20 protein-coding genes and 2 pseudogenes are annotated in these 20599 nt (G+C 62.3%); 14 read left to right on the forward strand and 8 right to left on the reverse strand.

Translation table 11 applies throughout. From position 1 onward, the window contains the following. Positions 1 to 7 precede the first annotated feature (7 nt). Positions 8 to 436, reverse strand: a complete 429-nt coding sequence (locus HNQ95_RS03610; protein ID WP_067961144.1) for a hypothetical protein — start codon at positions 434 to 436, stop codon at positions 8 to 10. 169 nt (positions 437 to 605) lie between these two features. Between HNQ95_RS03610 and HNQ95_RS03615 the strand changes: the two genes are divergently transcribed. From HNQ95_RS03615 to HNQ95_RS03630, 4 genes are all read left to right on the forward strand, one after another. Then, complete coding sequence (locus HNQ95_RS03615) at positions 606 to 1910, forward strand: DUF445 domain-containing protein (protein WP_376769243.1); 1305 nt, start codon at positions 606 to 608, stop codon at positions 1908 to 1910. Positions 1911 to 1981: 71 nt separating this feature from the next. Continuing rightward, a complete protein-coding gene (locus HNQ95_RS03620; RefSeq protein ID WP_067961147.1) occupies positions 1982 to 2413 on the forward strand; it encodes a phasin family protein in 432 nt (143 codons plus the stop codon). A 221-nt stretch (positions 2414 to 2634) separates the two neighbouring features. Beyond that, positions 2635 to 4143: a helicase HerA domain-containing protein gene (locus HNQ95_RS03625; RefSeq protein WP_182573380.1), complete on the forward strand. Its 1509-nt coding sequence runs from the start codon at positions 2635 to 2637 to the stop codon at positions 4141 to 4143. A gap of 89 nt (positions 4144 to 4232) precedes the next feature. Next, positions 4233 to 4718, forward strand: coding sequence for a MaoC family dehydratase (locus HNQ95_RS03630; protein WP_067961154.1), 486 nt, complete (start codon positions 4233 to 4235; stop codon positions 4716 to 4718). A 15-nt stretch (positions 4719 to 4733) separates the two neighbouring features. On the opposite strand, the gene HNQ95_RS03635 is transcribed toward HNQ95_RS03630, so the two are convergent. After that, positions 4734 to 5429 (reverse strand): fumarylacetoacetate hydrolase family protein, encoded by a 696-nt coding sequence (locus tag HNQ95_RS03635; RefSeq protein ID WP_067961157.1) that lies wholly within the window; start codon positions 5427 to 5429, stop codon positions 4734 to 4736. A 296-nt stretch (positions 5430 to 5725) separates the two neighbouring features. Here HNQ95_RS03635 and HNQ95_RS03640 point away from each other — a divergent pair, with 296 nt between their 5' ends. The 6 genes from HNQ95_RS03640 (at position 5726) to HNQ95_RS03665 (ending at position 11613) form a co-directional block, all read left to right on the forward strand. After that, the gene (locus HNQ95_RS03640; protein WP_067961159.1) at positions 5726 to 6226 is read left to right on the forward strand and encodes a (2Fe-2S)-binding protein; all 501 of its coding nucleotides are present in this window, start codon (positions 5726 to 5728) and stop codon (positions 6224 to 6226) included. A 103-nt stretch (positions 6227 to 6329) separates the two neighbouring features. Then, a complete protein-coding gene (locus HNQ95_RS03645) occupies positions 6330 to 8681 on the forward strand; it encodes a xanthine dehydrogenase family protein molybdopterin-binding subunit (protein WP_067961162.1) in 2352 nt (783 codons plus the stop codon). A 12-nt stretch (positions 8682 to 8693) separates the two neighbouring features. Continuing rightward, positions 8694 to 9491, forward strand: a complete 798-nt coding sequence (locus tag HNQ95_RS03650; RefSeq protein ID WP_067961167.1) for an FAD binding domain-containing protein — start codon at positions 8694 to 8696, stop codon at positions 9489 to 9491. Positions 9492 to 9561: 70 nt separating this feature from the next. Beyond that, positions 9562 to 9915 carry a VOC family protein gene (locus HNQ95_RS03655; protein ID WP_067961170.1) on the forward strand — a complete coding sequence of 118 codons (354 nt, stop codon included), beginning with the start codon at positions 9562 to 9564 and terminating at the stop codon, positions 9913 to 9915. Between the two features lie 108 nt (positions 9916 to 10023). Next, positions 10024 to 11166, forward strand: coding sequence for an alpha-hydroxy acid oxidase (locus HNQ95_RS03660; RefSeq protein ID WP_067966396.1), 1143 nt, complete (start codon positions 10024 to 10026; stop codon positions 11164 to 11166). A 27-nt stretch (positions 11167 to 11193) separates the two neighbouring features. Further along, positions 11194 to 11613: a YbaN family protein gene (locus HNQ95_RS03665; RefSeq protein ID WP_067961175.1), complete on the forward strand. Its 420-nt coding sequence runs from the start codon at positions 11194 to 11196 to the stop codon at positions 11611 to 11613. A gap of 597 nt (positions 11614 to 12210) precedes the next feature. Here HNQ95_RS03665 and HNQ95_RS03670 read toward each other — a convergent pair. From HNQ95_RS03670 to HNQ95_RS03675, 3 genes and pseudogenes are all read right to left on the reverse strand, one after another. Further along, positions 12211 to 12740, reverse strand: a pseudogene (locus HNQ95_RS03670) (hypothetical protein); the annotation flags it as partial. Beyond that, positions 12689 to 12979 (reverse strand): winged helix-turn-helix domain-containing protein, encoded by a 291-nt coding sequence (locus tag HNQ95_RS34280; RefSeq protein WP_446680306.1) that lies wholly within the window; start codon positions 12977 to 12979, stop codon positions 12689 to 12691. The gene HNQ95_RS34280 and the pseudogene HNQ95_RS03670, both read right to left, overlap by 52 nt. After that, positions 12907 to 13341: a response regulator gene (locus tag HNQ95_RS03675; protein WP_446680307.1), complete on the reverse strand. Its 435-nt coding sequence runs from the start codon at positions 13339 to 13341 to the stop codon at positions 12907 to 12909. The genes HNQ95_RS34280 and HNQ95_RS03675 overlap by 73 nt, the downstream gene beginning before the upstream one ends. Positions 13342 to 13444: 103 nt before the next feature. Between HNQ95_RS03675 and HNQ95_RS03680 the strand changes: the two genes are divergently transcribed. Beyond that, on the forward strand, positions 13445 to 14062 hold the full coding sequence (locus HNQ95_RS03680; RefSeq protein ID WP_246719223.1) for an EF-hand domain-containing protein: 618 nt from the start codon (positions 13445 to 13447) through the stop codon (positions 14060 to 14062). A gap of 190 nt (positions 14063 to 14252) precedes the next feature. Then, a pseudogene (locus tag HNQ95_RS03685) lies at positions 14253 to 14638 on the forward strand (DUF302 domain-containing protein). Positions 14639 to 14931: 293 nt separating this feature from the next. On the opposite strand, the gene HNQ95_RS03690 reads toward HNQ95_RS03685, so the two are convergent. The 3 genes from HNQ95_RS03690 to cls all read right to left on the reverse strand — a co-directional run bounded on the left by HNQ95_RS03690 (position 14932) and on the right by cls (position 18242). After that, complete coding sequence (locus tag HNQ95_RS03690; RefSeq protein WP_182573517.1) at positions 14932 to 16044, reverse strand: YncE family protein; 1113 nt, start codon at positions 16042 to 16044, stop codon at positions 14932 to 14934. 179 nt (positions 16045 to 16223) lie between these two features. Next, on the reverse strand, positions 16224 to 16553 hold the full coding sequence (locus HNQ95_RS03695; protein WP_182585760.1) for a hypothetical protein: 330 nt from the start codon (positions 16551 to 16553) through the stop codon (positions 16224 to 16226). Positions 16554 to 16805: 252 nt separating this feature from the next. Continuing rightward, positions 16806 to 18242, reverse strand: a complete 1437-nt coding sequence (gene cls, locus HNQ95_RS03700) for a cardiolipin synthase (RefSeq protein WP_182573379.1) — start codon at positions 18240 to 18242, stop codon at positions 16806 to 16808. Between the two features lie 211 nt (positions 18243 to 18453). Between cls and HNQ95_RS03705 the strand changes: the two genes are divergently transcribed. After that, entirely contained in the window at positions 18454 to 19116 is a 663-nt protein-coding gene (locus tag HNQ95_RS03705) for a CBS domain-containing protein (protein WP_182573378.1), read from the forward strand. Between the two features lie 60 nt (positions 19117 to 19176). Continuing rightward, a complete protein-coding gene (locus tag HNQ95_RS03710) occupies positions 19177 to 20505 on the forward strand; it encodes a glucoamylase family protein (protein WP_182573377.1) in 1329 nt (442 codons plus the stop codon). Positions 20506 to 20599 lie beyond the last annotated feature (94 nt).

Consider the following 20599-nt stretch of genomic DNA (forward strand, 5'->3'; position numbering starts at 1 on the left):
CATCGGCTCATTCATCCTGCGACTGCCACTGGCGTGAGGTCTTGCGGCGGCGCCGGCGCTTGATTTCAGTGAAGCTTACGACAATCGCTGCCATAATCGGGACGACCCACTTCATGCAGGCAAGCACGGGCTTAAGCCAGTCCGGCAGATCGACATGCAGCCATGAGGGCCAAAGCCTGCGCAAAGTCAGCCACTCCGGCCAGAAGCCGCGCATCCACGACAGGTCGAGGCTTGGCCAGGGGATCCACGACCAGTCGATGTTCGGGATCAGCAAGGCGAAAATCGCACCGACGCCCAACATGCCGGCCAGCACTTCTGTCGTGGCCAGTATCACGTGGCGTGACGCGTGGAGCCACGGATGACGCCGGGCGAAAGCTACCAGCCTGGCCTTGAGGCGTATGGCGTTGGTGCGTCGGGCAATCGGGATCGGGCGCATTGGTTAATAATAAACCGCGTGCTCTGTTTATTCAAGAGAAGGACATCTGATTTGCCGGAAGGGTTGTAATCGGGCGCGCCGTCTCGATATCTGACCGGCATGAGACATGTTTGTCGCGTCGACCCGCCGCCGCATGCGAGGGTAGAATATGAGCAAGGACGGACCTGGAATGGTTGCAGCAAACGGCGACGCCATGCCCACGGCCTTGCGCGCCTTGAGTGCCGACGAGGCGGCAAAACTGTCCGCCCTGCGGCGGACAAAGTTCATCGCAACCGGCGCACTGGTTGTCTGCGTTGCCATCTTTACCCTCGCCAAGTCGCTGCAGGGGCGCTGGCCGTGGCTCGGTTTTGTCGCCGCCTTTGCCGAGGCGGCGACGATCGGCGGCCTCGCCGACTGGTATGCCGTGGTGGCGCTGTTCCAGCGGCCGCTCGGCCTGCCGATCCCGCATACGGCAATCATTCCATCCAATCAAAACCGGATCGCCGACAATCTCGGCCGTTTCATCGAATCCAACTTCCTGGCGCCGGAGCCGGTGCGGCAGAAGCTCAAGGAAGTGGATTTCGCAGCGCTCGTCGCCGATTGGCTGTCGGACCGCCAAAGAGCGGAGGGGCTGTCGGTTTTTGTCGGCCGGCTGGTGCCGCAGATGCTGCAGGCGATCGAAGGCTCGGGCCTGCGGGATTTCGCGACGCGGCGTATGTTGGAGCGCATCGGCAAGGTCGAGGTCGCACCGCTGGTGGCGGAGCTGTTGACAGCCTTCACCGAAGACCGCCGCCACCAGCGCCTGCTCGACGAGTTCACCAAGATCATCGGCAATTTCCTCAGCGACGAGCAGGCTCTGGCCGTGCTGCGCGAGAAGATCAGGGAAGAGCTGCCGTCGGTGTTCAATCTGTTCCGGGCCGATGCCTATCTGCTCAAGCGGATCGTGGCGTCGGCAGCGACGCTGCTTGAAGATGTCAGGGGCGATCCCGACCATCCGCTGCGCGGCGAGTTCGACCAGTTCGTCCACGGTTTCATCGACCAGCTTCGCCATTCGCCTGACTATGCCAGGCGGGCCGAGCAGCTGAAGCGCAACTTCCTCGCCCGACCGGAATTGCGCGGGCTGGCGCAGGATGTCTGGAAAAGCATGCGCGGCTTCATCGAGCAGGATGTCGCGTCGCCCAATTCGATGACGCGAAGGCACCTGACCAGCCTGTTCGTCGAAGTCGGCCAGAACCTGGCGCGCGACCCCGATATCCGCGCCGACATGAATGCCGGTTTCGTCGTGGCACTCGCCTCGTTCGTCGAAAGCCAGAAAAGCGGTGTTTCCGGTTTCATCTCCGAACAGGTCAAGCGCTGGGATCTCGGCCAGCTGACCCGGCTGATCGAGATCAACATCGGCCGCGACCTGCAATATATCCGCTTCAACGGCATGCTGATCGGTGGTCTTGCCGGCCTCGCGCTGTATTCACTCGAGTTGCTGGTACTTGCGAATTGACCGGCCGCCTTGCTCGTCTATGCTGACCTGGCGACCTCCGGGGGACGCCCGGAGCCAAACGGGAGCGAGCCATGGCGAAGAAGCCGGAACCGGAATCCTTCATGGACATGTTTTCGAAATTCGGGCGCGACCTGAAGATGCCCGCGGTCGATGTCGACACGATCATCGGCCATCACCGCAAGAATCTCGAAGCGCTGGAACAATCGGTCAAGGCGACGGCCTCCGGAGCCTCGTCGCTGGTGGCGAAGCAGCGCGAGATGCTGCAGGAAGCCTTGCATGAGATCACCGAGGCCGCCCAGGGGCTTCGGGCGCCAGGCAACCCGCAGGAGCTGATTTCCAGGCAGGCCGACTTCGCCAAGCGCTCATTCGAGGCTGCCGTCAAGAATGCCGGCGAGGTAGCCTCCATCGTACGCAAGTCGGGCACGGAATCCGTCGATATCCTGCGCAGCCGCATCCATGAATCGATCGAGGAAATCCGCGACAGCTTCGACAAGAAGAAGTAGCCGTGCCGATCCAGTCCTGACCTCAGCTCTCTTGTGGGTTTCGCGAGAGGGCTCGCGCATTGCCCGCGATCGGATGCTATTGAAGGGCGATCACCATCGGAGCGTGGTGCGTCCGTCCGGGCGCACAAAGACGCTTTAACACTTTGAATCCGGCTATTGTGGCTTCCGCGAATCGATACGGACTCGCGGACCGGCGCAGCAGGGTTCAACTGGGGTAGAGGATGAAGGTAGGCATCGAGATGGGGGCGGCGTCCGGGGGGACGAAGGCTCAGGTTGATCTCGAAGAACTGTTGGCGACCCGTTTGCTGGTTCAAGGCAATTCGGGCTCGGGAAAGTCGCATCTGTTGCGTCGCCTGCTCGAACAGAGCGCGCCGTGGGTGCAGCAGTGCGTCATCGACCCCGAGGGTGATTTCGTCACGCTCGCCGACAAGTTCGGACATGTCGTCGTCGATGCCCAGCGCACCGAAGCCGAACTGACCCGCATTGCCGGCCGAATCCGCCAGCATCGCGTATCGGTCGTGCTCAATCTCGAGGGCCTCGACGTCGAGCAGCAGATGCGTGGTGCCGCAGCGTTCCTGAACGGCATGTTCGATGCCGAGCGTGATTTCTGGTACCCGGTTCTGGTCGTGGTCGACGAGGCGCAGCTGTTTGCGCCGGCCATCGCCGGCGAGGTCTCCGACGAAGCCCGCAAGATCTCACTTGGCGCGATGACCAACCTGATGTGCCGCGGCCGCAAGCGCGGCCTGGCCGGCGTCATCGCCACCCAGCGCCTGGCCAAGCTCGCCAAGAACGTCGCCGCCGAGGCGTCCAACTTCCTGATGGGCCGCACCTTCCTCGACATCGACATGGCGCGCGCCGCCGACCTGCTCGGCATGGAGCGGCGCCAGGCCGAAATGTTCCGCGATCTGGCGCGCGGCAATTTCATCGCGCTCGGACCGGCGATGTCGCGCCGGCCGCTGCCGGTCGCCATCGGCCCGGTCGAGACCTCGGCACGTTCGGTCAGCCCCAAGCTGATGCCACTGCCCGACGCCAGCGAAGACACGCGCGACCTGATCTTTGCGCCGGCGCCGCTGGAAACGCGCCAGACGGTCCGGCGCACGGCGCCGCCTGCGCCGACGCCCACGGCCGACATCATCGCCCAGCTTTCCCAGGTGCGCACCGAGGCCTCGGCGCCCGTTGCCGAGCCGATCTTCCCGCTGTTCGATGAAGCCGAGCGCGAGGCCCTGATCGATACCATCGTGCGCGAGATGGTCGAGGATCCCGACGCGGCGTTCCGTACGGACGCCGTGCTGTACCAGGATTTTCTCGTCCGCTGCCGCATCAAGCGGATGCAGGGCGAGCCGCCGCCGCTGTCGATGTTCCGCCGCCGCTACGCGGTGGCGCGTTCGGGCATCGATGAAGAAACCGCGTCGAGCGATACCTGGCAACAGGCCCTCGGCATGTCCGTGACACTTCCCGAGGATCTGCAGGCGGTGTTCCTGATCGTTGCCCAGGCAGCGGTCAAAGGCGCGCCTTGCCCATCCGACGCTGCGATCGCGCATGCCTATGGCAGCCATTCGGCGCGCCGGGCACGGCGGCTGCTGACCTATTTCGAGGAGCAGGGGCTGGTTGTCGTGCGCACCGATTTCCACGGCAAGCGCTCGGTGGCGTTCCCCGAACTCGGCTGCGAAACAGCCCCCGGCGACCCCGAGAGAACCGACGATCTGCCAGAGCGCGAGGCTGCGGAATAGCCCTTTCCGCTGCGCTTGGAGGTTGACAAACGCGCCTCGTTTATGGTCCCCAACGCCCACTTGGCCAGCTTATGTGAGGAGAGGGAAGCGTGCGGAAGCCCATCGAGACCTATGAGGAATTGCGCGAAAATATCGGGCAGGAACTCGGCGTTTCCGATTGGGTGCTTGTCGACCAGAGCCGCATCGATGCCTTTGCCGACTGCACCGGCGACCGCCAGTGGATCCACGTCGATCCCGAAAGGGCGAAACGGCGCAGTCCGTTCCGCACCACGGTGGCGCATGGCTTCCTGACATTGTCGCTGATTGGCGCGCTGGTCCAGGAAATCGGCGTGGTGCCCGAGAATACGCTTGCTGCCTTCAACTATGGCCTCGACAAGGTGCGTTTCATCTCGCCGGTGAAGGTCGGCTCGCGGGTGCGCCTGCGCACCGTGCTGATGTCGATGGACGACAAGGGCCCGGGCCAATATCTGCTCAAGGCCGAAAACACCATCGAGATCGAAGGCGAGGACAAGCCGGCGCTCGTCGCCGAAACGCTCGTCATGCTCTACGAAAAGCGCAAGAAGGCGACGGCCTGAGCCGCCGCCCGCCAGTTACCGTGCAGCGATCGAAATCTCGATCTCGCCGACGCCGTCGACACCGCCTGTCATGCGGTCTCCTGGCTTGACTGCGCCGACGCCCGCCGGCGTGCCGGTGTAGATTAGGTCGCCGGCCTTCAGTTCCATCGATTCACTGCAGATGGCGATCACTTCGGGGATCGACCAGATCAGTTCGGAGAGGTCGCCTTGCTGCCTGGTTTCGCCATTGACGGCGAGCCACACCCGGCCTTTGTCGGGGTGGCCGATGTCGGACACCGACACCAGCGGTCCGCATGGTGCCGCGCGGTCGAAACCCTTGCCCCAGTCCCAGGGGCGACCGAGTTTCTTGGCTGCGTCCTGCAGGTCGCGGCGGGTCAAGTCGATGCCGACGCCGTAGCCCCAGACGTGGTCGAGCGCGTCGGCCGCGGCGATGTTCGATCCGCCCTTGGCGATGGCGACGACAAGCTCGATCTCGTGGTGCAGGTCGCCGGTCAGCGGCGGATAGGGGATCGTCGTGCCGCTGTCGACGACAGAATCTGCCGGCTTGCCGAAGAAGAACGGCGGCTCGCGATCGGGATCCTTGCCCATTTCGCGGGCATGCGCTGCGTAGTTGCGGCCGACGCAGAAGATGCGCCGTACCGGAAACCGGTGCGAAGATCCTGAAATGGCGACCGAAGCTGGCTCGGGCGGAGAGATGACGAAGTTGACCAAGCAGGGCCTCCCGCAAACGTGATGACGGCTTTTGGCACGATCCGCGCGCGCATTCCACTTGCAATCTGCAGTCTGGCCACTTGCAATCTGCAGCCTGGGAAGTGGCCGTTGCTGGCTGGGCTGCAAGTTGGCTGAAGTCGAAGCGGCCGCGATCAGGCGTCTTTTCTGCGCTGGCATGCACGCATTGCGTGTCTGGATCCAAAAAGGCGCTTGCAGCCTGCATTTGCACAGATAGGATTTGCTCACCTGACTGGTGCGGGGTCTGCCTAGCCGGTCGCGGCAACATGGGAGGTTTCATGTCGGAGGTATCTTTGGTCGTGAATGGCCGAAAGGTCAGCGGCGCGGTGGAGGACCGCACGCTTCTCGTTCATTTCCTGCGTGAGCATTTGGGGCTGACCGGAACGCATGTCGGTTGCGATACGTCGCAATGCGGTGCCTGCGTCGTCCACGTTGACGGCAAGGCGATGAAGTCCTGCTCGATGCTTGCGGTACAGGCCTCGGGTTCGACCGTTACCACCATCGAAGGCCTCGCCAATGGCGCCGACCTTCATCCCGTCCAGGCGGCGTTCAAGGAACATCATGGCCTGCAGTGCGGCTTTTGCACGCCGGGCATGATCATGACGGCGACCGACATGATCCGCAGGCATCCCGAAGGCCTCGACGAGGCGACCGTGCGCGCGGAGCTCGAAGGCAACATCTGCCGCTGCACAGGTTACCACAACATCGTCAAGGCGATCCTCGCCGCTTCGAAAACGATGTCGAAGGCGTCCAAGAGCAAGGCGAAAAAGGCGGCATAGGGGCGGGGAGCGAAGGGCGCAGGGACATGGTCCCTTACGCCTTCGCGATCTCCTTCCATAGCCACCATTCGCCATCTGCTTTTTGAGTTCGGGAGGAACTGAAATGGGAATCGAAGGCATCGGCGCGCGGGTTGCGCGCAAGGAAGACAAGAGATTCATCACAGGCGCCGGACGTTATGTCGACGACATGGTCGTGCCGGGCATGAAACACGCGGCATTCGTGCGCAGCCCGCACGCCCATGCCGACATCAAGAAGATCGACACCAAAAAGGCCGAGGCGATGCCGGGTGTCATCGGCGTGCTGACCGGCAAGCAGCTCAAGGCCGACGGCATCGGCAACCTGATCTGTGGTTGGATGATCCATTCCAAAGATGGTTCGCCGATGAAGATGGGTGCGTGGTCGCCGCTGGCGGTCGACCGGGTGCGCTATGTCGGTGATGCCGTCGTGGTGGTGGTGGCCGACACCAAGGGCCAGGCGCGCGACGCCGCCGAAGCTGTCGAGATCACCTACAAGGAACGCAAATCGGTTGCCGATGCGGTCGATGCGCTCGCCAAGGGCGCGCCGCAGCTTCATCCCGAAGCCGACGGCAACCTGATCTTCGACTGGGGCATCGGCGACGAAGCTGCGACCGACGCCGCCCTCAAGTCGGCTGCCCACATCACCCGGCTCAACATCGTCAACAACCGGCTGGTTCCGAATGCGATGGAGCCGCGCGCGGCCCTTGGCCACTACGACAAGGCCGAGGATCACTACACCTGCTGGACGACCTCGCAGAACCCGCATGTCGCCCGACTGGTAATGAGCGCGTTCTACAACGTCGCGCCGGAAAACAAGCTGCGTGTCATCGCACCCGACGTCGGCGGCGGCTTCGGCTCGAAGATCTACATCTATCCCGAGGAAATCGTCTGCCTGTGGGCCTCGAAGCGGACCGGCGTGCCGGTCAAGTGGGTGGCCGATCGCACCGAGAGTTTCCTCACCGACGCCCATGGCCGCGACCATCACACCACTGTCGAGATGGGTTTCGACAAGAACAACAGGATCGTTGGGCTGAAAGTCGACACGGTCGCCAATCTCGGCGCCTACATGTCGCTATTTTCCTCGGCGACGCCGACCTATCTCTACGCCACGCTGCTGTCGGGCCAGTACAACATCCCGGCGATCTACGGCAATGTGCGCACCGTCTATACCAACACCGCACCGGTCGATGCCTATCGCGGGGCAGGCCGGCCTGAAGCCACCTTCGTGCTCGAGCGCACCATGGAGATTGCCGCGCGCGAGCTCGGCGTGTCGCCGGCCGAACTCAGGCGAACCAACTTCATCACCCAGTTCCCGCACCAGACGCCCGTCATCATGTGCTACGACGCCGGCAATTATGGCGCCTCGCTCGACGCTGCGATGAAGCAGGCCGACTATGCCGGCTTTGCCAAGCGCAAGGCTGCGGCGGCCAAGAAAGGCAAGCTGCGCGGCATCGGCATGAGCTGCTACATCGAGGCCTGCGGCATTGCGCCGTCGGCGGCGGTGGGGTCGCTCGGCGCAGGTGTCGGCCTGTGGGAATCCGCCGAGGTGCGGGTCAATGCCGTCGGGACCATCGAGGTTCTGACCGGCTCGCACAGCCACGGCCAGGGCCATGAGACGACCTTCGCCCAGCTCGTCAACTCACGCTTCGGCGTGCCGCTCGACAGTGTCTCCATCGTCCATGGCGACACTGACAAGGTGCAGATGGGCATGGGCACCTATGGCTCGCGCTCGGGCGCAGTCGGCATGTCGGCGATCGTCAAGGCGCTCGACAAGGTCGAGGCCAAGGCCAAGAAGATCGCAGCACATCTGCTCGAGGCCGACGAGGGTGACATCGTCATCGAGAACGGCCAGCTCAAGGTCGCCGGCACCGACAAGAATGTGCCGTGGTTCCAGATGGCGCTTGCCGCCTATACCGCACACAACCTGCCGCAAGGCATGGAGCCCGGCCTGAAGGAGACGGCATTCTACGATCCGTCGAACTTCACCTTCCCGGCCGGCTGCTACATCTGCGAGGTCGAGATCGATCCCGAGACCGGCAAGACCGATATCGTCCAGTTCGTCGCTGCCGACGATTTCGGCAACATCATCAATCCGATGATCGTCGAAGGGCAGGTGCATGGCGGCATCGCCCAGGGCGTCGGCCAGGCGCTGCTGGAAGGCGCTGTCTATGACGCCAGCGGCCAGCTTCTGACGGCAAGCTACATGGACTACACCATGCCGCGTGCCGACGATCTGCCGTCGTTCCAGATATCGACGTCGAACACGCCCTGTCCGAGCAATCCGCTCGGCATCAAGGGCTGCGGCGAGGCCGGCGCCATCGGTTCGCCGCCGGCGGTCATCAACGCCATCACCGATGCGCTCGGCCACGACAACCTGACCATGCCGGCGACGCCGGGCAAGGTCTGGGCCGCATTGCGCGCCGGCACGAAGCACTGAGGAGGACGCACCATGTATTCCGTCAACTATCATCGCGCCACCTCGGTCGCGGACGCCGCCAAGAAGATCAAGAGCGGTGACGCCAAATATCTCGCCGGCGGCATGACGCTGATCCCGGCGATGAAGACACGGCTCGCAGCCCCCTCGGACTTGGTCGACCTGAACCACATCGCCGACCTCAAGGGCATCAAGGTCTCGGGCAAGAACGTCACCATCGGTGCGGCGACGACGCATTTCGACGTCGCCAATGACGAGAAGCTGAAAAAGGTCTGCCCGGCCTTGTCGCATCTCGCCAGCCACATCGGCGATCCCGCCGTCCGGCATCGCGGCACCATCGGCGGGTCGGTCGCCAACAACGATCCGGCGGCCGACTACCCCTCGGCGCTGCTGGCGCTGGGCGCGACCATCGTCACCAACAAGCGCCAGATCGCCGCCGACAAATTCTTCAAGGGCCTGTTCGAAACAGCGCTCAAGGACGACGAGATCGTCACCGCCGTCACCTTCACCGCGCCGGCCAGGTCGGGCTACGCCAAGTTCCCGAACCCGGCGTCGCGTTATGCCATGACCGGCGTGTTCGTAACCAAGGGCAAGGATGGCGTGCGTGCGGCAGTCACCGGGGCAGGCGACGATGGCGTGTTCCGCTCCAAGGAGATCGAGGCGGCGCTGACCAGGAAGTTCGAGGCATCGGCGCTGGAGGGGGTGACGGTTCCGTCAGGCAGCCTGATGGGTGACATCCATGCCACACCGGAGTATCGCGCCAACCTGGTGGTGGTGATGGCCAAACGTGCGGTCATGGCCGCCAACGCCTGAGGGCCAGCAAACGCAAAAAATGCCGAGAGGGGCCTCCGGGCCCCTTTTGACGTCAGAAAGGAAACACGACATGGCCGTTCGTCGCATCGTCGCCAATCTACACGCAGCGGAGCCCAGGGCGGCACAAGCATTCTACGGCGACCTGCTCGGGCTCGACATTCTCATGGATCACGGCTGGATCCTGACCTTCGGCACCGGCGGCACGATGACACCGCAGCTCGGCGTTGCCAGCGAAGGTGGGGCGGGTACGCCTGTACCGCTGCTTTCGATCGAGGTCGACAATGTCGATGAGCTCTATGACAGGGTGAAGGCCGCGCGCCTTGAGATCGTCTACGATCTTGCCGATGAGCCCTGGGGCGTCAGGCGGTTTTTTGTCCGCGACCCGTTCGGCAACATCGTCAACATCCTCGAACACCGGGCATAGAACGAAAGTCTGCGATTTCCGGACAGACATCTTGCCGGTCAGGCCTTGGCATCGGTCGCGAAGGCGGCTTACATGCCGCCGGTCATCAGCATCCTGGAGCATAGTGGAATGGCGCGTCCGATTACCTCGATCGCCGATCTTCGAGCCATCGCCAAGCGCCGGGTGCCGCGCATGTTCTACGACTATTGCGATTCCGGCTCTTGGACCGAGAGCACCTATCGCGAGAATGAGAGCGACTTCGTGCCGATCAAGCTGCGCCAGCGCGTTGCCGTCGACATGCGCGACCGTACGCTTGAAACGACGATGGCCGGCGAGACGGTGTCGATGCCGGTGGCGATCGCGCCGACCGGCCTAACCGGCATGCAGCATGCCGACGGTGAGATTCATGGCGCACGCGCTGCAGAGAAGGCCGGCATTCCGTTCACGCTGTCGACGATGAGCATCTGCTCCATCGAAGACATCGCCGAAAATACGTCGAAGCCATTCTGGTTCCAGCTCTATGTGATGCGCGACCGCGAATTCGTCTCGAACCTGATCCGTCGCGCCAAGGCTGCCAGATGCTCGGCCCTGGTGCTGACGCTCGACCTGCAGATTCTCGGCCAGCGCCACAAGGACATCGTCAACGGCCTGTCGACGCCGCCGCGCATGACGGTTGCCAACATCATCAATCTGGCGACCAAGCCGCGCTGGTGCCTCAACATGCTGCGCACCAACCGGCGCACCTTCCGCAATATCGCCGGTCACGCCAAGGGCGTCACCGATCTGCGGTCGCTGTCGTCATGGACCGCCGAACAGTTCGACCCGGCGCTCAGTTGGGACGACGTGAAGTGGATCAAGGAGCAGTGGGGCGGCAAGCTGATCCTCAAGGGAATCCTCGATGCCGAAGACGCCGAGAAGGCCGTGGCAAGCGGCGCCGACGCGCTGATCGTCTCCAACCATGGCGGCCGCCAGCTCGACGGCGCGGTTTCCTCGATCTCGGCGCTGCCCGGCATCGTCGACTCTGTCGGCGACCGCATCGAGGTGCTGATGGATGGCGGCATCCGCTCCGGCCAGGACGTGCTCAAGGCCGTGGCCCTTGGCGCCAAGGGCGTGTTCATCGGCCGCTCGTTCCTCTATGGCCTCGGCGCCGGCGGCGAGGCGGGCGTGACCGCGTGCCTCGACATTATCCGCAAGGAGCTCGATATCACCATGGCCTTCTGCGGCCTGCGCGACATCAAGGACGTCGACAGCCGTATCATCGTCCGGCGCTGAGGGTTCGGCTGGGCTGGCGGCGACGCGATGAAGCAGCTTTTGCGACGCGCTGGTGCGATGAGTTCGAGCGCCAAGCGCGGCGTCTATTTCGCGCTCGGTCTGCTGATGCTGGCGCTCGGCATTGTCGGCGCCTTCTTGCCCGTCATGCCGACCACGATCTTCATTATCCTGGCTGCCTGGTGCTTTGGTCGCTCGTCGCCGCGCTTCGAGGGATGGCTGCTCGGCCATGCGACTTTCGGCCCGCCCTTACGCGCCTGGCGCGAACAGGGTGCCATCCCGCGCCGGGCCAAGATCATGGCCTGGACAGGCATGGCCCTCGGCTACGGCCTGTTCTGGTTGAGCAAGCCTGGTCCGTGGGTGGCGGTCGGCGTGTCACTGATCTTTGTCGCAGGCGCCGTTTATGTCGGCACGCGGCCCGAGCCCAAACCAAGCCAAGCGGACGGCTGACGTCCGAGGCTGTCGCGCCGCCTTTTGGGCGGGACCGGTCGGATTTGGCCTTCCGTGCCTTGTTGTGGTAGGGAGCGGCCTTATCTAGAGGGCGATTGCCGCCCCACATACATTCGAGACCTTATGACCAAGCTCTACGCCGACGGCACGAAAATCGTCGCCGTCGCACCGATGATGGATGGGGAAGATAGGTAAGTAATATCAATTGGTTACGAGTGTTCGTGTGCAAAAATTGCACGCGAAAGTTCTGCTTCTCTTCTTTTTTCGTTCCCACGAGGGACCCGCCGACAGCCCTTTTCGGGCGCACTTCTGCCGAAGGCTGTGACCGCTCCAACGCGGATGTCCGCCGTGATATCCGTTCCTATTTATCTGCCGCGGCGTCCAGTTTGCCTAGGGAAACTGGATTCGAGCCAGGATCAACGGAGACAGAATTTCCGGTCAAATGCTCGAATGAATTGACCGGCACTGTTGTGCTGCGGCGCATCCCCCGGCGAAGTTTCGAAGAAACAATGAAACTAGCAACGGCGAATCCCAAGACATATCAATCTGAGCGGATCGTACTTGCATCGAGCAAGTACCGTCCGCTGGACCGCCGCCCTAGCTGGTCGCTTGGGGCGGTGCTTCATTTTGCCAGCCGGCTAGCTCTGGTAGGTCATTAAGCCAGCTTTTCTCTGCCATCGAGGCATCACCGGTCTGCGGTGCAGCCTCTATGGCGTTTTGCATGAGCCAGTCCATCCACTTCCGATAGGCAGCCGGGTCCAGTTGGGGCGGCAGCACCTTGGCCTTGGCCAGCATGCGTTTGCGGAAACTGACTTGCCTGCGAAGTTTCGTCGTCGTGAACTTGATCGCCTTGCCTTGGTATTCAATCGTCCAGCGCCCATCCCCATGCCTGGCGAGCCTATCAATGGCGAAACCGGCATCGACCGGCCTGTCCCGCCAGGGAAGCTCGATGGCATTCTTCCTCAGGTCGATAGCCCATCGCCGGTAGTTGGCCCCGGCACGCTGGGGGGCAGCACACCAGCCTGTTCGAGTATCTTCTTTCGGAAGGTAGGCTGCTTCTTGATCTGGCCCGTCGTCAGTTCGATGCGATGCCCACGGAATTCGACGTGCCACCGAATCCTCCCGTTCGGCTGATCTGGTTGTCGATGGTGCGATCAAACACCTGTGCCGCCCGGCCAGAGGTCAGATCGAGTAGTTGATCGCGGCTGAGCACGAAGCGTGGGCGGGCCAGAAACACCGTCAGAAGGCGGAATTCGGATGTGGTCAGCGCGACTTCGGCACCTTCGGTATCGATCAGTCGCCGGTCGGTATCCAGAACCCATCGGTCGAACGCCAGCCTGTGCCCGGCAATGTTGCCGCCCGGCATCCGCGCCCGTTCGGACCGCCGCAGGATTGCCTTGATCCGGGCCAGGAGCTCGCGCGGATTGAATGGTTTCGGCAGATAGTCATCGGCCCCAACCTCAAGTCCAACGATGCGGTCGGTATCATCCCCAGTGCGGTCAGCATCAGGATCGGTATGCCACCCTGGGCGCGTAAACGGCGGCAGACCGACAGGCCGTCTTCGCCCGGCATCATCACATCCAGCACGATCAGATCGAACTGCCCCACCTTCAACAGGGCATTTGCCGCGTCCGTCGCACGCATACCGTTCTTTTCCAGATACTTCGCCAAGGCATCGCGGATCTCGCGGTGGTCATCGACGATCAGGATATGGGGCGAACCGGTCATCATCATATCTCCCGCACCTGACCCTAGCCAATCCTGGGGGTTACGCGGGCGGAAGATTGTCGCAAACCTTCACCGGAACGGTGTTTGCGACAGTTTGATACAAATGGCCGACCCGCCTGACAAACCTGTGGGACACCTGCACCCCAGATTGAACTCATCGCAGATCAATTCAGGAGTGATGATCATGAAACGTTCAACGAAGCTGACCCTCTCAATCGTTGCCGCCCTTGGTCTTGCGGCGGTTGCAGTGCCCGTCATTGCCCAGCAGGCGCAGATGCAGCATGGCGGTATGATGGGCGATGGCATGGGTATGATGCGTGGGCACGGCGGCATGCGGGATGCCGGCCATCACGGCATGATGGGCGGCGGTATGGGCATGATGATGGGTGGGCACCAGAGCTATGCCATGGCCGCCTTTGATACCAACAAGGACGGTACGCTCAGCCCCGAAGAACTGACGGCAGGCGCTCAGTCAGAACTCAAGACCGCTGACACCGATGCCAATGGCAAGCTGTCGTTGGAGGAATTCGCGGTGATGCATGCGGCCCACACCCGGCCGATGACGGTGCGCGCCTTCCAGATTCACGACGCCGATGGTGATGCGCAAGTGACCGAGGCTGAAATGGCGGCCATGGCTGAAATGATGCAGAGCCACATGGCCGGGCAACAAGGCGGAATGCCGGGAACGGGCAAAGGCATGATGAACAAGAACCTGACATGAGTGCTGCTGCCCCCGCCGCTATGACGCAGGTCTGTTGTCGGGGGCAGAACCATCATGATGAACGACTACGGTATGGGCTTGGGGATGGGGTTCGGCTGGCTTGGGACGAATCGTCATTCTGGTTCTTGTGGGTCTAACAATCGCCGCCCTGATTAAGTATTTACGAAAATGACCTACGGGAGAAATCGCCATGAATTATACGTTCAATCGGTTGGTAACCGGGGCGAACTTTGACGAGGTCGACGCCCGCACCCGGAAAGCGCTTGCGGACAAAGGCTTTGGCGTCCTGACCGAAATCGACGTCAAGGCGACTATGAAGAAGAAGCTCGACGTGGACATGCCACCCTATCGAATCCTTGGAGCCTGCAATCCTAAGATGGCGCATCAGGCCATCGGCATCGAGCCGCGCGTTGGCGCGATGCTGCCCTGCAATGTGATCCTGCGCGAGGTTGCAGGGGGGGCGAGGTCAGCGCGATTGACCCGGTGGCCTCGATGCAGGCGATCGATAATCCTGCACTGCATGCCGTCGCGGGTCAGGTACGCGACCTGCTGGCCGAGGCGGTCGCGGCTATCTGACAGGCAGGCCCGCCGATCTCGGCGAGTAGCAACACGGCGGCAGCTGTCCGTTTCGAGCCCGAAATTCGGCCGCCGCCTCAACAAGGTGATGCGAGGCTCAAGACCGCCGGAGGTGTATTCCGGTACGCTGCTCATTGGATGGTGGCGTCCTCCGAAAAGCAGGGCAGGGACGTCCAGAGTAGAACCCCGACAAGAAAGGTCCCCTGCGAAAGGCAGTTACGGCTGTGTTCTTCAATTCTGGCTTTAGTTATGCCCGCGGGCGCCGAGACGGTCTCGGCACCTGCGGTCGCGTATCAAGGGGTCTGAAAAGTAATACCGTTCGGTCCCTTGCCGACTGTGTAGGTGCCGACGACCGACTGGCTTGCGACTGATATCCGCGAAACCGTGCCGTCGATGATATTGGTCACGAAAGCAAAGTCCCCGTCGCTGCTGACGGTCACCCCGTGCGCTCCCCGGCCGGTCCGAATTGTCTTGACGACCGTGTTGATGGCGGTATCGATGACCGAAACCGTGTCGTCCGGTTTCGCTTCCGTTCCCTGGTTGGCGACATAAACGAAACGGCCGTCGGGCGTTGCATGGACCTGGATAGGTGACCTTCCGACATCGATCCGCGCCGTCAACTCCCGCGTGACAGTGTCAATGACTGCCACCTGGTTCGCATCGCGAAGCGAAACGTAGACACGGCTGCCATCCGGGACGAATCCCACCTGAACCGGAGCGACCCCGACCGCGATCCTGGCTGTTTCTGCAAGCGTGGCGATATCGATCACCGAGACAGTGCCGTCCTCGACATTGGCGACGTAGATCGACTTGCCGTCAGGACTCATTCGCAGGCCGTGCGGATAGTCGCCCGTGGCGATTGTCGCGACGGCTTCGCCCTTTTGCAGATCGACCACCGAAAGAGTGTCGTCTTCGGAATTGGACACGTATGCGCGGTTGCCTTCGGCATCGGCGATGACATGGGCCGGGTGGGTGCCAACGTCGATCGAAACTGTCTGGGCGGAGGCGATGTCGGCCGTGTCGAGGACTATCAGCTTGCCGCCACCGGCTGCGCCCTTATCTCCGTCGCCGTCCTCGCTGCCACCATGGCCACCACCATCATGACTTTCGGTCCCTCCACCCGATGCGGAGATGCCTACCGCAAGCAAGCGGCCTCCTCGCGGGACGAACTGCACATTGTGGGGTGTCAAATCGACAGGAATGATGTCGACCTTTCCGCTCTTCAGATCGATACGGCTGACTGTTTTGCCATATTCGTCGGCCGTGTAGACGAAGCCTGAAGGTGTGGGCTCCGCCACAGCCGGACGTGCGAAGGACATCGCAATCGCCAGGCCAATGGATGCCGCCAGGGCGCTGAGGGTCACGCGAGAGGCATTTCGCGAAACCGATGCGGCAGTAGTTCTCATGGCTTTCTCCTTGTCGCCGCTAAAGTGACCAGGGGTGGGGCGGGGCCGGTGGCCGCACCGAGCCCGGTGGGTGCCAGAAACTGGCATGGCGATAGATGCCTTGTGCTCTTTGGTTCTCATGTCCGTGACTCCGTGGATTGCTGATGGTGGAGCGCACGAACCAGAACGGCAGCGCGCGCTTAGGCGATCGCGGAGACCTTGGGGGGCCGCAGCCGGAGCAGCACGTCACCCGGCAATGAGATGGAAGATGGGGCAAAGGCCGGCGGCTCGTTTAGCGTTGTGCCGATGACGATCTGCGCGGATACCGGGACGCAGATGGCGCATCCGGATGGCGAAACATGGCAACTGCCGTCGTCCCGCGCTCGGTCTTCTCCGCAGGACCCGACATGGCTGTGTCCGGTCGCAGGCTCGGCGTGAATGGTCTCTACGACATAGCGAATCTCATCAGCGGTAGCCGCTTGGGCGTGTCGGTCGTGAAACATGGTCGAAACGGCCATGAGGATGGCCATGGCAAGGGCGAGCCATCGCGACGCATCGAGTGCCCGCGTTCCAGCTCGCTCACTGGACTGCCCCAAAGGGATCGCACCGGATCTCACCTGATTCCGTCCTCGGGATGTGCAAGTTATACGTCGACATCATAGAAGGAACGCCAAGGGTCCAGTTTGTCCAAGGTCAAAGAGAGAACCGAATCCCGAAAAAACAGGGTGGCGGCAGGACGCAACTGGTGACGGAAAGACGCAGCGATCAACCCCAACTCTGATTTACAGAAGAGGACCTGCCAGCCGCGCCAAGTTCTCGCCGATCTTGTGGGCGATCGTGCGCTTTTCCCAACCGTCGAACGTTAGCGTCTCGCTGGCGCCGAAGCAGCGGATTTGTTCGCGCCGCAGTTGAGCCGTGACGCCACGGTCAAAAGCAACAAAGCTTATTTCAGCGTTTAGGACAAAGGAGCGGATGTCGATGTTGCTGGATCCAAGCAGTGCGATCTCGTCATCAAATGTGACATGCTTGGCGTGCAGGAAGCGGCCCTTATAGAGATGCACTTGGATACCGGCCCGGAGAAGTTCGGAATAATAGGATCGCTGCGCGAATTTCACCAGAATGTGATCCGTCAGGTACGAAACCACCAGGTGGACTTCGACTCCACGCAACACCGCGGTCTTGAGCGCCTGCAGGAAGGCCTCGTCGGGGACGAAGTACGGGGTCGTGATGACGACACGCTCGCGCGCGCCGTGAACCAGCGCGGCCATGAGGTGTCCAACGCCGGCATCCGGGTAGTCGGGGCCGCTTGGCAGAACCTGCGCGACGACCCCGGCGTCGGGATGATGGTGCGGAAACAAGGCGGGCATGGCCAGTTCCTCGTCAGTTTCCATGAACCAGTCGGCGATAAAAACGGCTTGGAGTTCCGCCGTTATCGGACCGACCACTTGCGCGACCAGTTCTTCATTGGCGATGTTCCAGCTAGACACGGCATTGGTGATGTTCTGCGAGCCAACATAGCCGACACGGCTGTCGATGATGGCAATCTTCCGGTGATTGCGCAGATCGGCGCGTGCCGACCTGCGCCGGAAAAGGCCGACCCGAAGTGCGAGACGAACCTCAACGCCAGCCGGGGCGAGCAGCTTCGACACCCGCTGCGCCCATTGCCGCGACCCGATGGCATCGATCAGAACCCGGCACCTGACACCTCGTCTCGCGGCCCGGTCCAGCGAGTCCATTACGCGCCGGCCGGTCTCGTCGTCGGCAAAGATGTAGAACAGAAGATGGACTGTTTGTTGTGCCTGGTCGACGTCGGCGACGATTCGGTCGATCACGTCCTCATATTCGGAGAGAAGCTTGACGTCGTTTCCGGCGAGTGCCGGGAATTGCCCGAGCTTTTCGATCAGAAGAGCTGGCCCTGCCAGTGTGCCCGGCAGGTCGGGACGGCGGCAGAAGCGGGAATGGGCAATCTCCCTGGACGCAGCCGCGAGGACGGCCGGCAATCTGACAAAGCGTTGGCGACGCCAGCGCGGGTAAGTAGGTCTTCCGATGAGAAGGTAGATGACAAGCGCCGGAATCGGCAGGAAAAATACCAGCAGAAGCCAACTCCGCGAGGCGTCGGGAGAACGCCGCAAGGGCACGACCACAATCATCACGCGGCGGATCGACCATTCAACCGCCAGGTAGGCGATCGCCCAGGCTTCGCCCCCAATGAACACCATCGCCGTTGTCCTTCCCGCTTTCTATGCTCTCTCTCAGCCGCAATCGCCCTAGCTGCTGGTAAATCAGCCGCGTTTCCTTGACGTGTATCAAGAAACCTTCCGCGATCCCGAGCTAGTCTGCCTCTTACCGGGGGCGCGGCTTGAAACGGTGAGTGGCAACGTCGGTTACGCGACGCCGAGAGCAAATTCCATACGCTTAGGGATCAGGCAGATGAAGGCAAAAGACGTGATGACCGTGGACGTAGTCAGCGTTTCGACCGACCACAGTGTCAGGCATGCAGCGCGGATAATGCTGAACCACCGTATCAGCGGTCTGCCCGTGATTGATGATGCCGGCCGCGTGGTCGGCATCATCACCGAGGGCGATCTGATGCGCAGATCAGAACTTGGTGCCCAGGCGCTGGCGCCGGTCGATCGGCAGTTCAGCACGGAGGAGAACCACGCGGGCGCTTACGTGAAAAGCCACAGCTGGAAAGTGGCGGATGTGATGACCTCCGATCCAGCCAAGGTCGACGAGGAAACGCCGCTGCCTCGAATCGCTGCGCTTATGGTGGAGCGCGGCATCAAGCGCGTACCGATGATGAAAGAGGAGCACCTGGTTGGGATCGTCAGCCGAACCGACCTCCTGCGTATTCTCATCACAGCGACATTCGACGCTACGGCGCCCGGTGATGACGCGATCCGTCGCAGCATCCTTACACGGCTGCGAGAAGACGCAGGCATCAAAGGAGGTGAGTTGGACCTTACCGTCGCCGACGGCCTGGTGCATGTATCGGGAGCGGTCTCCTCGCAAAGTGAGCGAGATGCCGTCCGCGTGGTTGCCGAGGGCGTAAGGGGCGTCAAGGGTGTCTTCGACCACCTGTCCCTTGCCTAGCTCCACACAGGCGGCCGATGCTAGGCGAAAGCATCCTTCGAAAACCTGCCAGGTGACATCGTGAGCAACTCCGCCATACAAGACGACCTGGCAACGCTACAGCGGGAGACGTTCGACTACTTCATCCATGAAGCGAACCCCGCCAACGGCCTCATTCGCGATAAAACCGAAACGAACTGGCCCGCAAGCATCGCCGCCACCGGCCTTGCGCTGGCCTGCTATCCGGTGGGCGTCGAACGCGGATTCATGAGCCGGAGCGCCGCCACGGAACGCACTTTGGCAACGCTGCGCTTCTTCTGGAACAGCCCGCATGGGCCGGCGCCGGACGCCACGGGACATCGCGGTTTTTACTATCACTTCCTGGATATGCAGACCGGCCGGCGAGCCTGGCAGTGCGAGCTGTCGACCATTGACAGCACCTTTTTGTTGGCCGGCGCGCTGGCCGCGGCGGCGTTTTTCGATGCGAACACGCAAGCCGAAGCCGAGATCCGCACATTGGCCGATGCGCTCTATCGCCGAGCCGATTGGCGCTGGGCGCAGGACGGGGGAGAAACCGTCAGCCACGGATGGACACCCGAGCGCGGATTCCTGAAGTACCGCTGGGAAGGATATGATGAGGCACTTTTGCTCTATGTCCTGGGGCTCGGCTCGCCGACGCATCCTCTACCCTCGACCAGCTACGCGGCCTGGACGGCCACCTTCCGCTGGGAGCACTGCTACGGCTACGACTACCTCTATGCGGGACCGCTGTTCGTCCATCAGCTCTCGCATGTGTGGATCGACTTTCGCGGTCTCCAGGATCCCTTCATGCGCAGCAAGGGAAGCGATTATTTCGAGAACAGCCGGCGCGCCACCCACGTCCAGCAACGCTACGCTATCGAAAACCCGCGTGGTTTCGACGGCTATGGCGAACATTGCTGGGGCCTTACCGCGAGCGAGGGACCGGGTCCCTCCACACTCAAGCTGAACGGTATCGAGCGCCGGTTCGAGGACTATGTCGGGCGCGGCGTCCCGTATGGTCCCGACGACGGCACGCTGGCTCCCTGGGCCATCGTAGCCTCTTTGCCGTTCGCTCCGGAAATCGTCCGACCGGCGATCGCTTTCTGCATCCATCAGGCCAAGCTCAAGGCGGCCAACGCCTATGGCTTCAAGGCAGCCTTCAATCCGACGCACCCGGGATCGCCGGATAACAACTTTGGTTGGTGGATCTCGCCTTGGCACTTCGGCCTAAACGAAGGCCCCATCGTCCTGATGATCGAGAACGAACGCAGCAGCCTGTTGTGGCGATTGATGCGCTCATGCCCGCACATCCGCAGCGGCTTGCAAAGGGCGGGGTTCGAGGGCGGCTGGCTGACGGAGTTCCCGCAGGTTTCGAGCCAACCGGTTTGAATCCATCCACCGGTCGCGGGCCGGCGCAATGGGGACCGTCCTGCGTTGTCCAAGATCAAAGTCAGCACCGAATCCCGGCGAAAAACGATACCGG

Source organism: Aminobacter ciceronei (genome assembly GCF_014138625.1).
GTDB lineage: Bacteria > Pseudomonadota > Alphaproteobacteria > Rhizobiales > Rhizobiaceae > Aminobacter > Aminobacter ciceronei.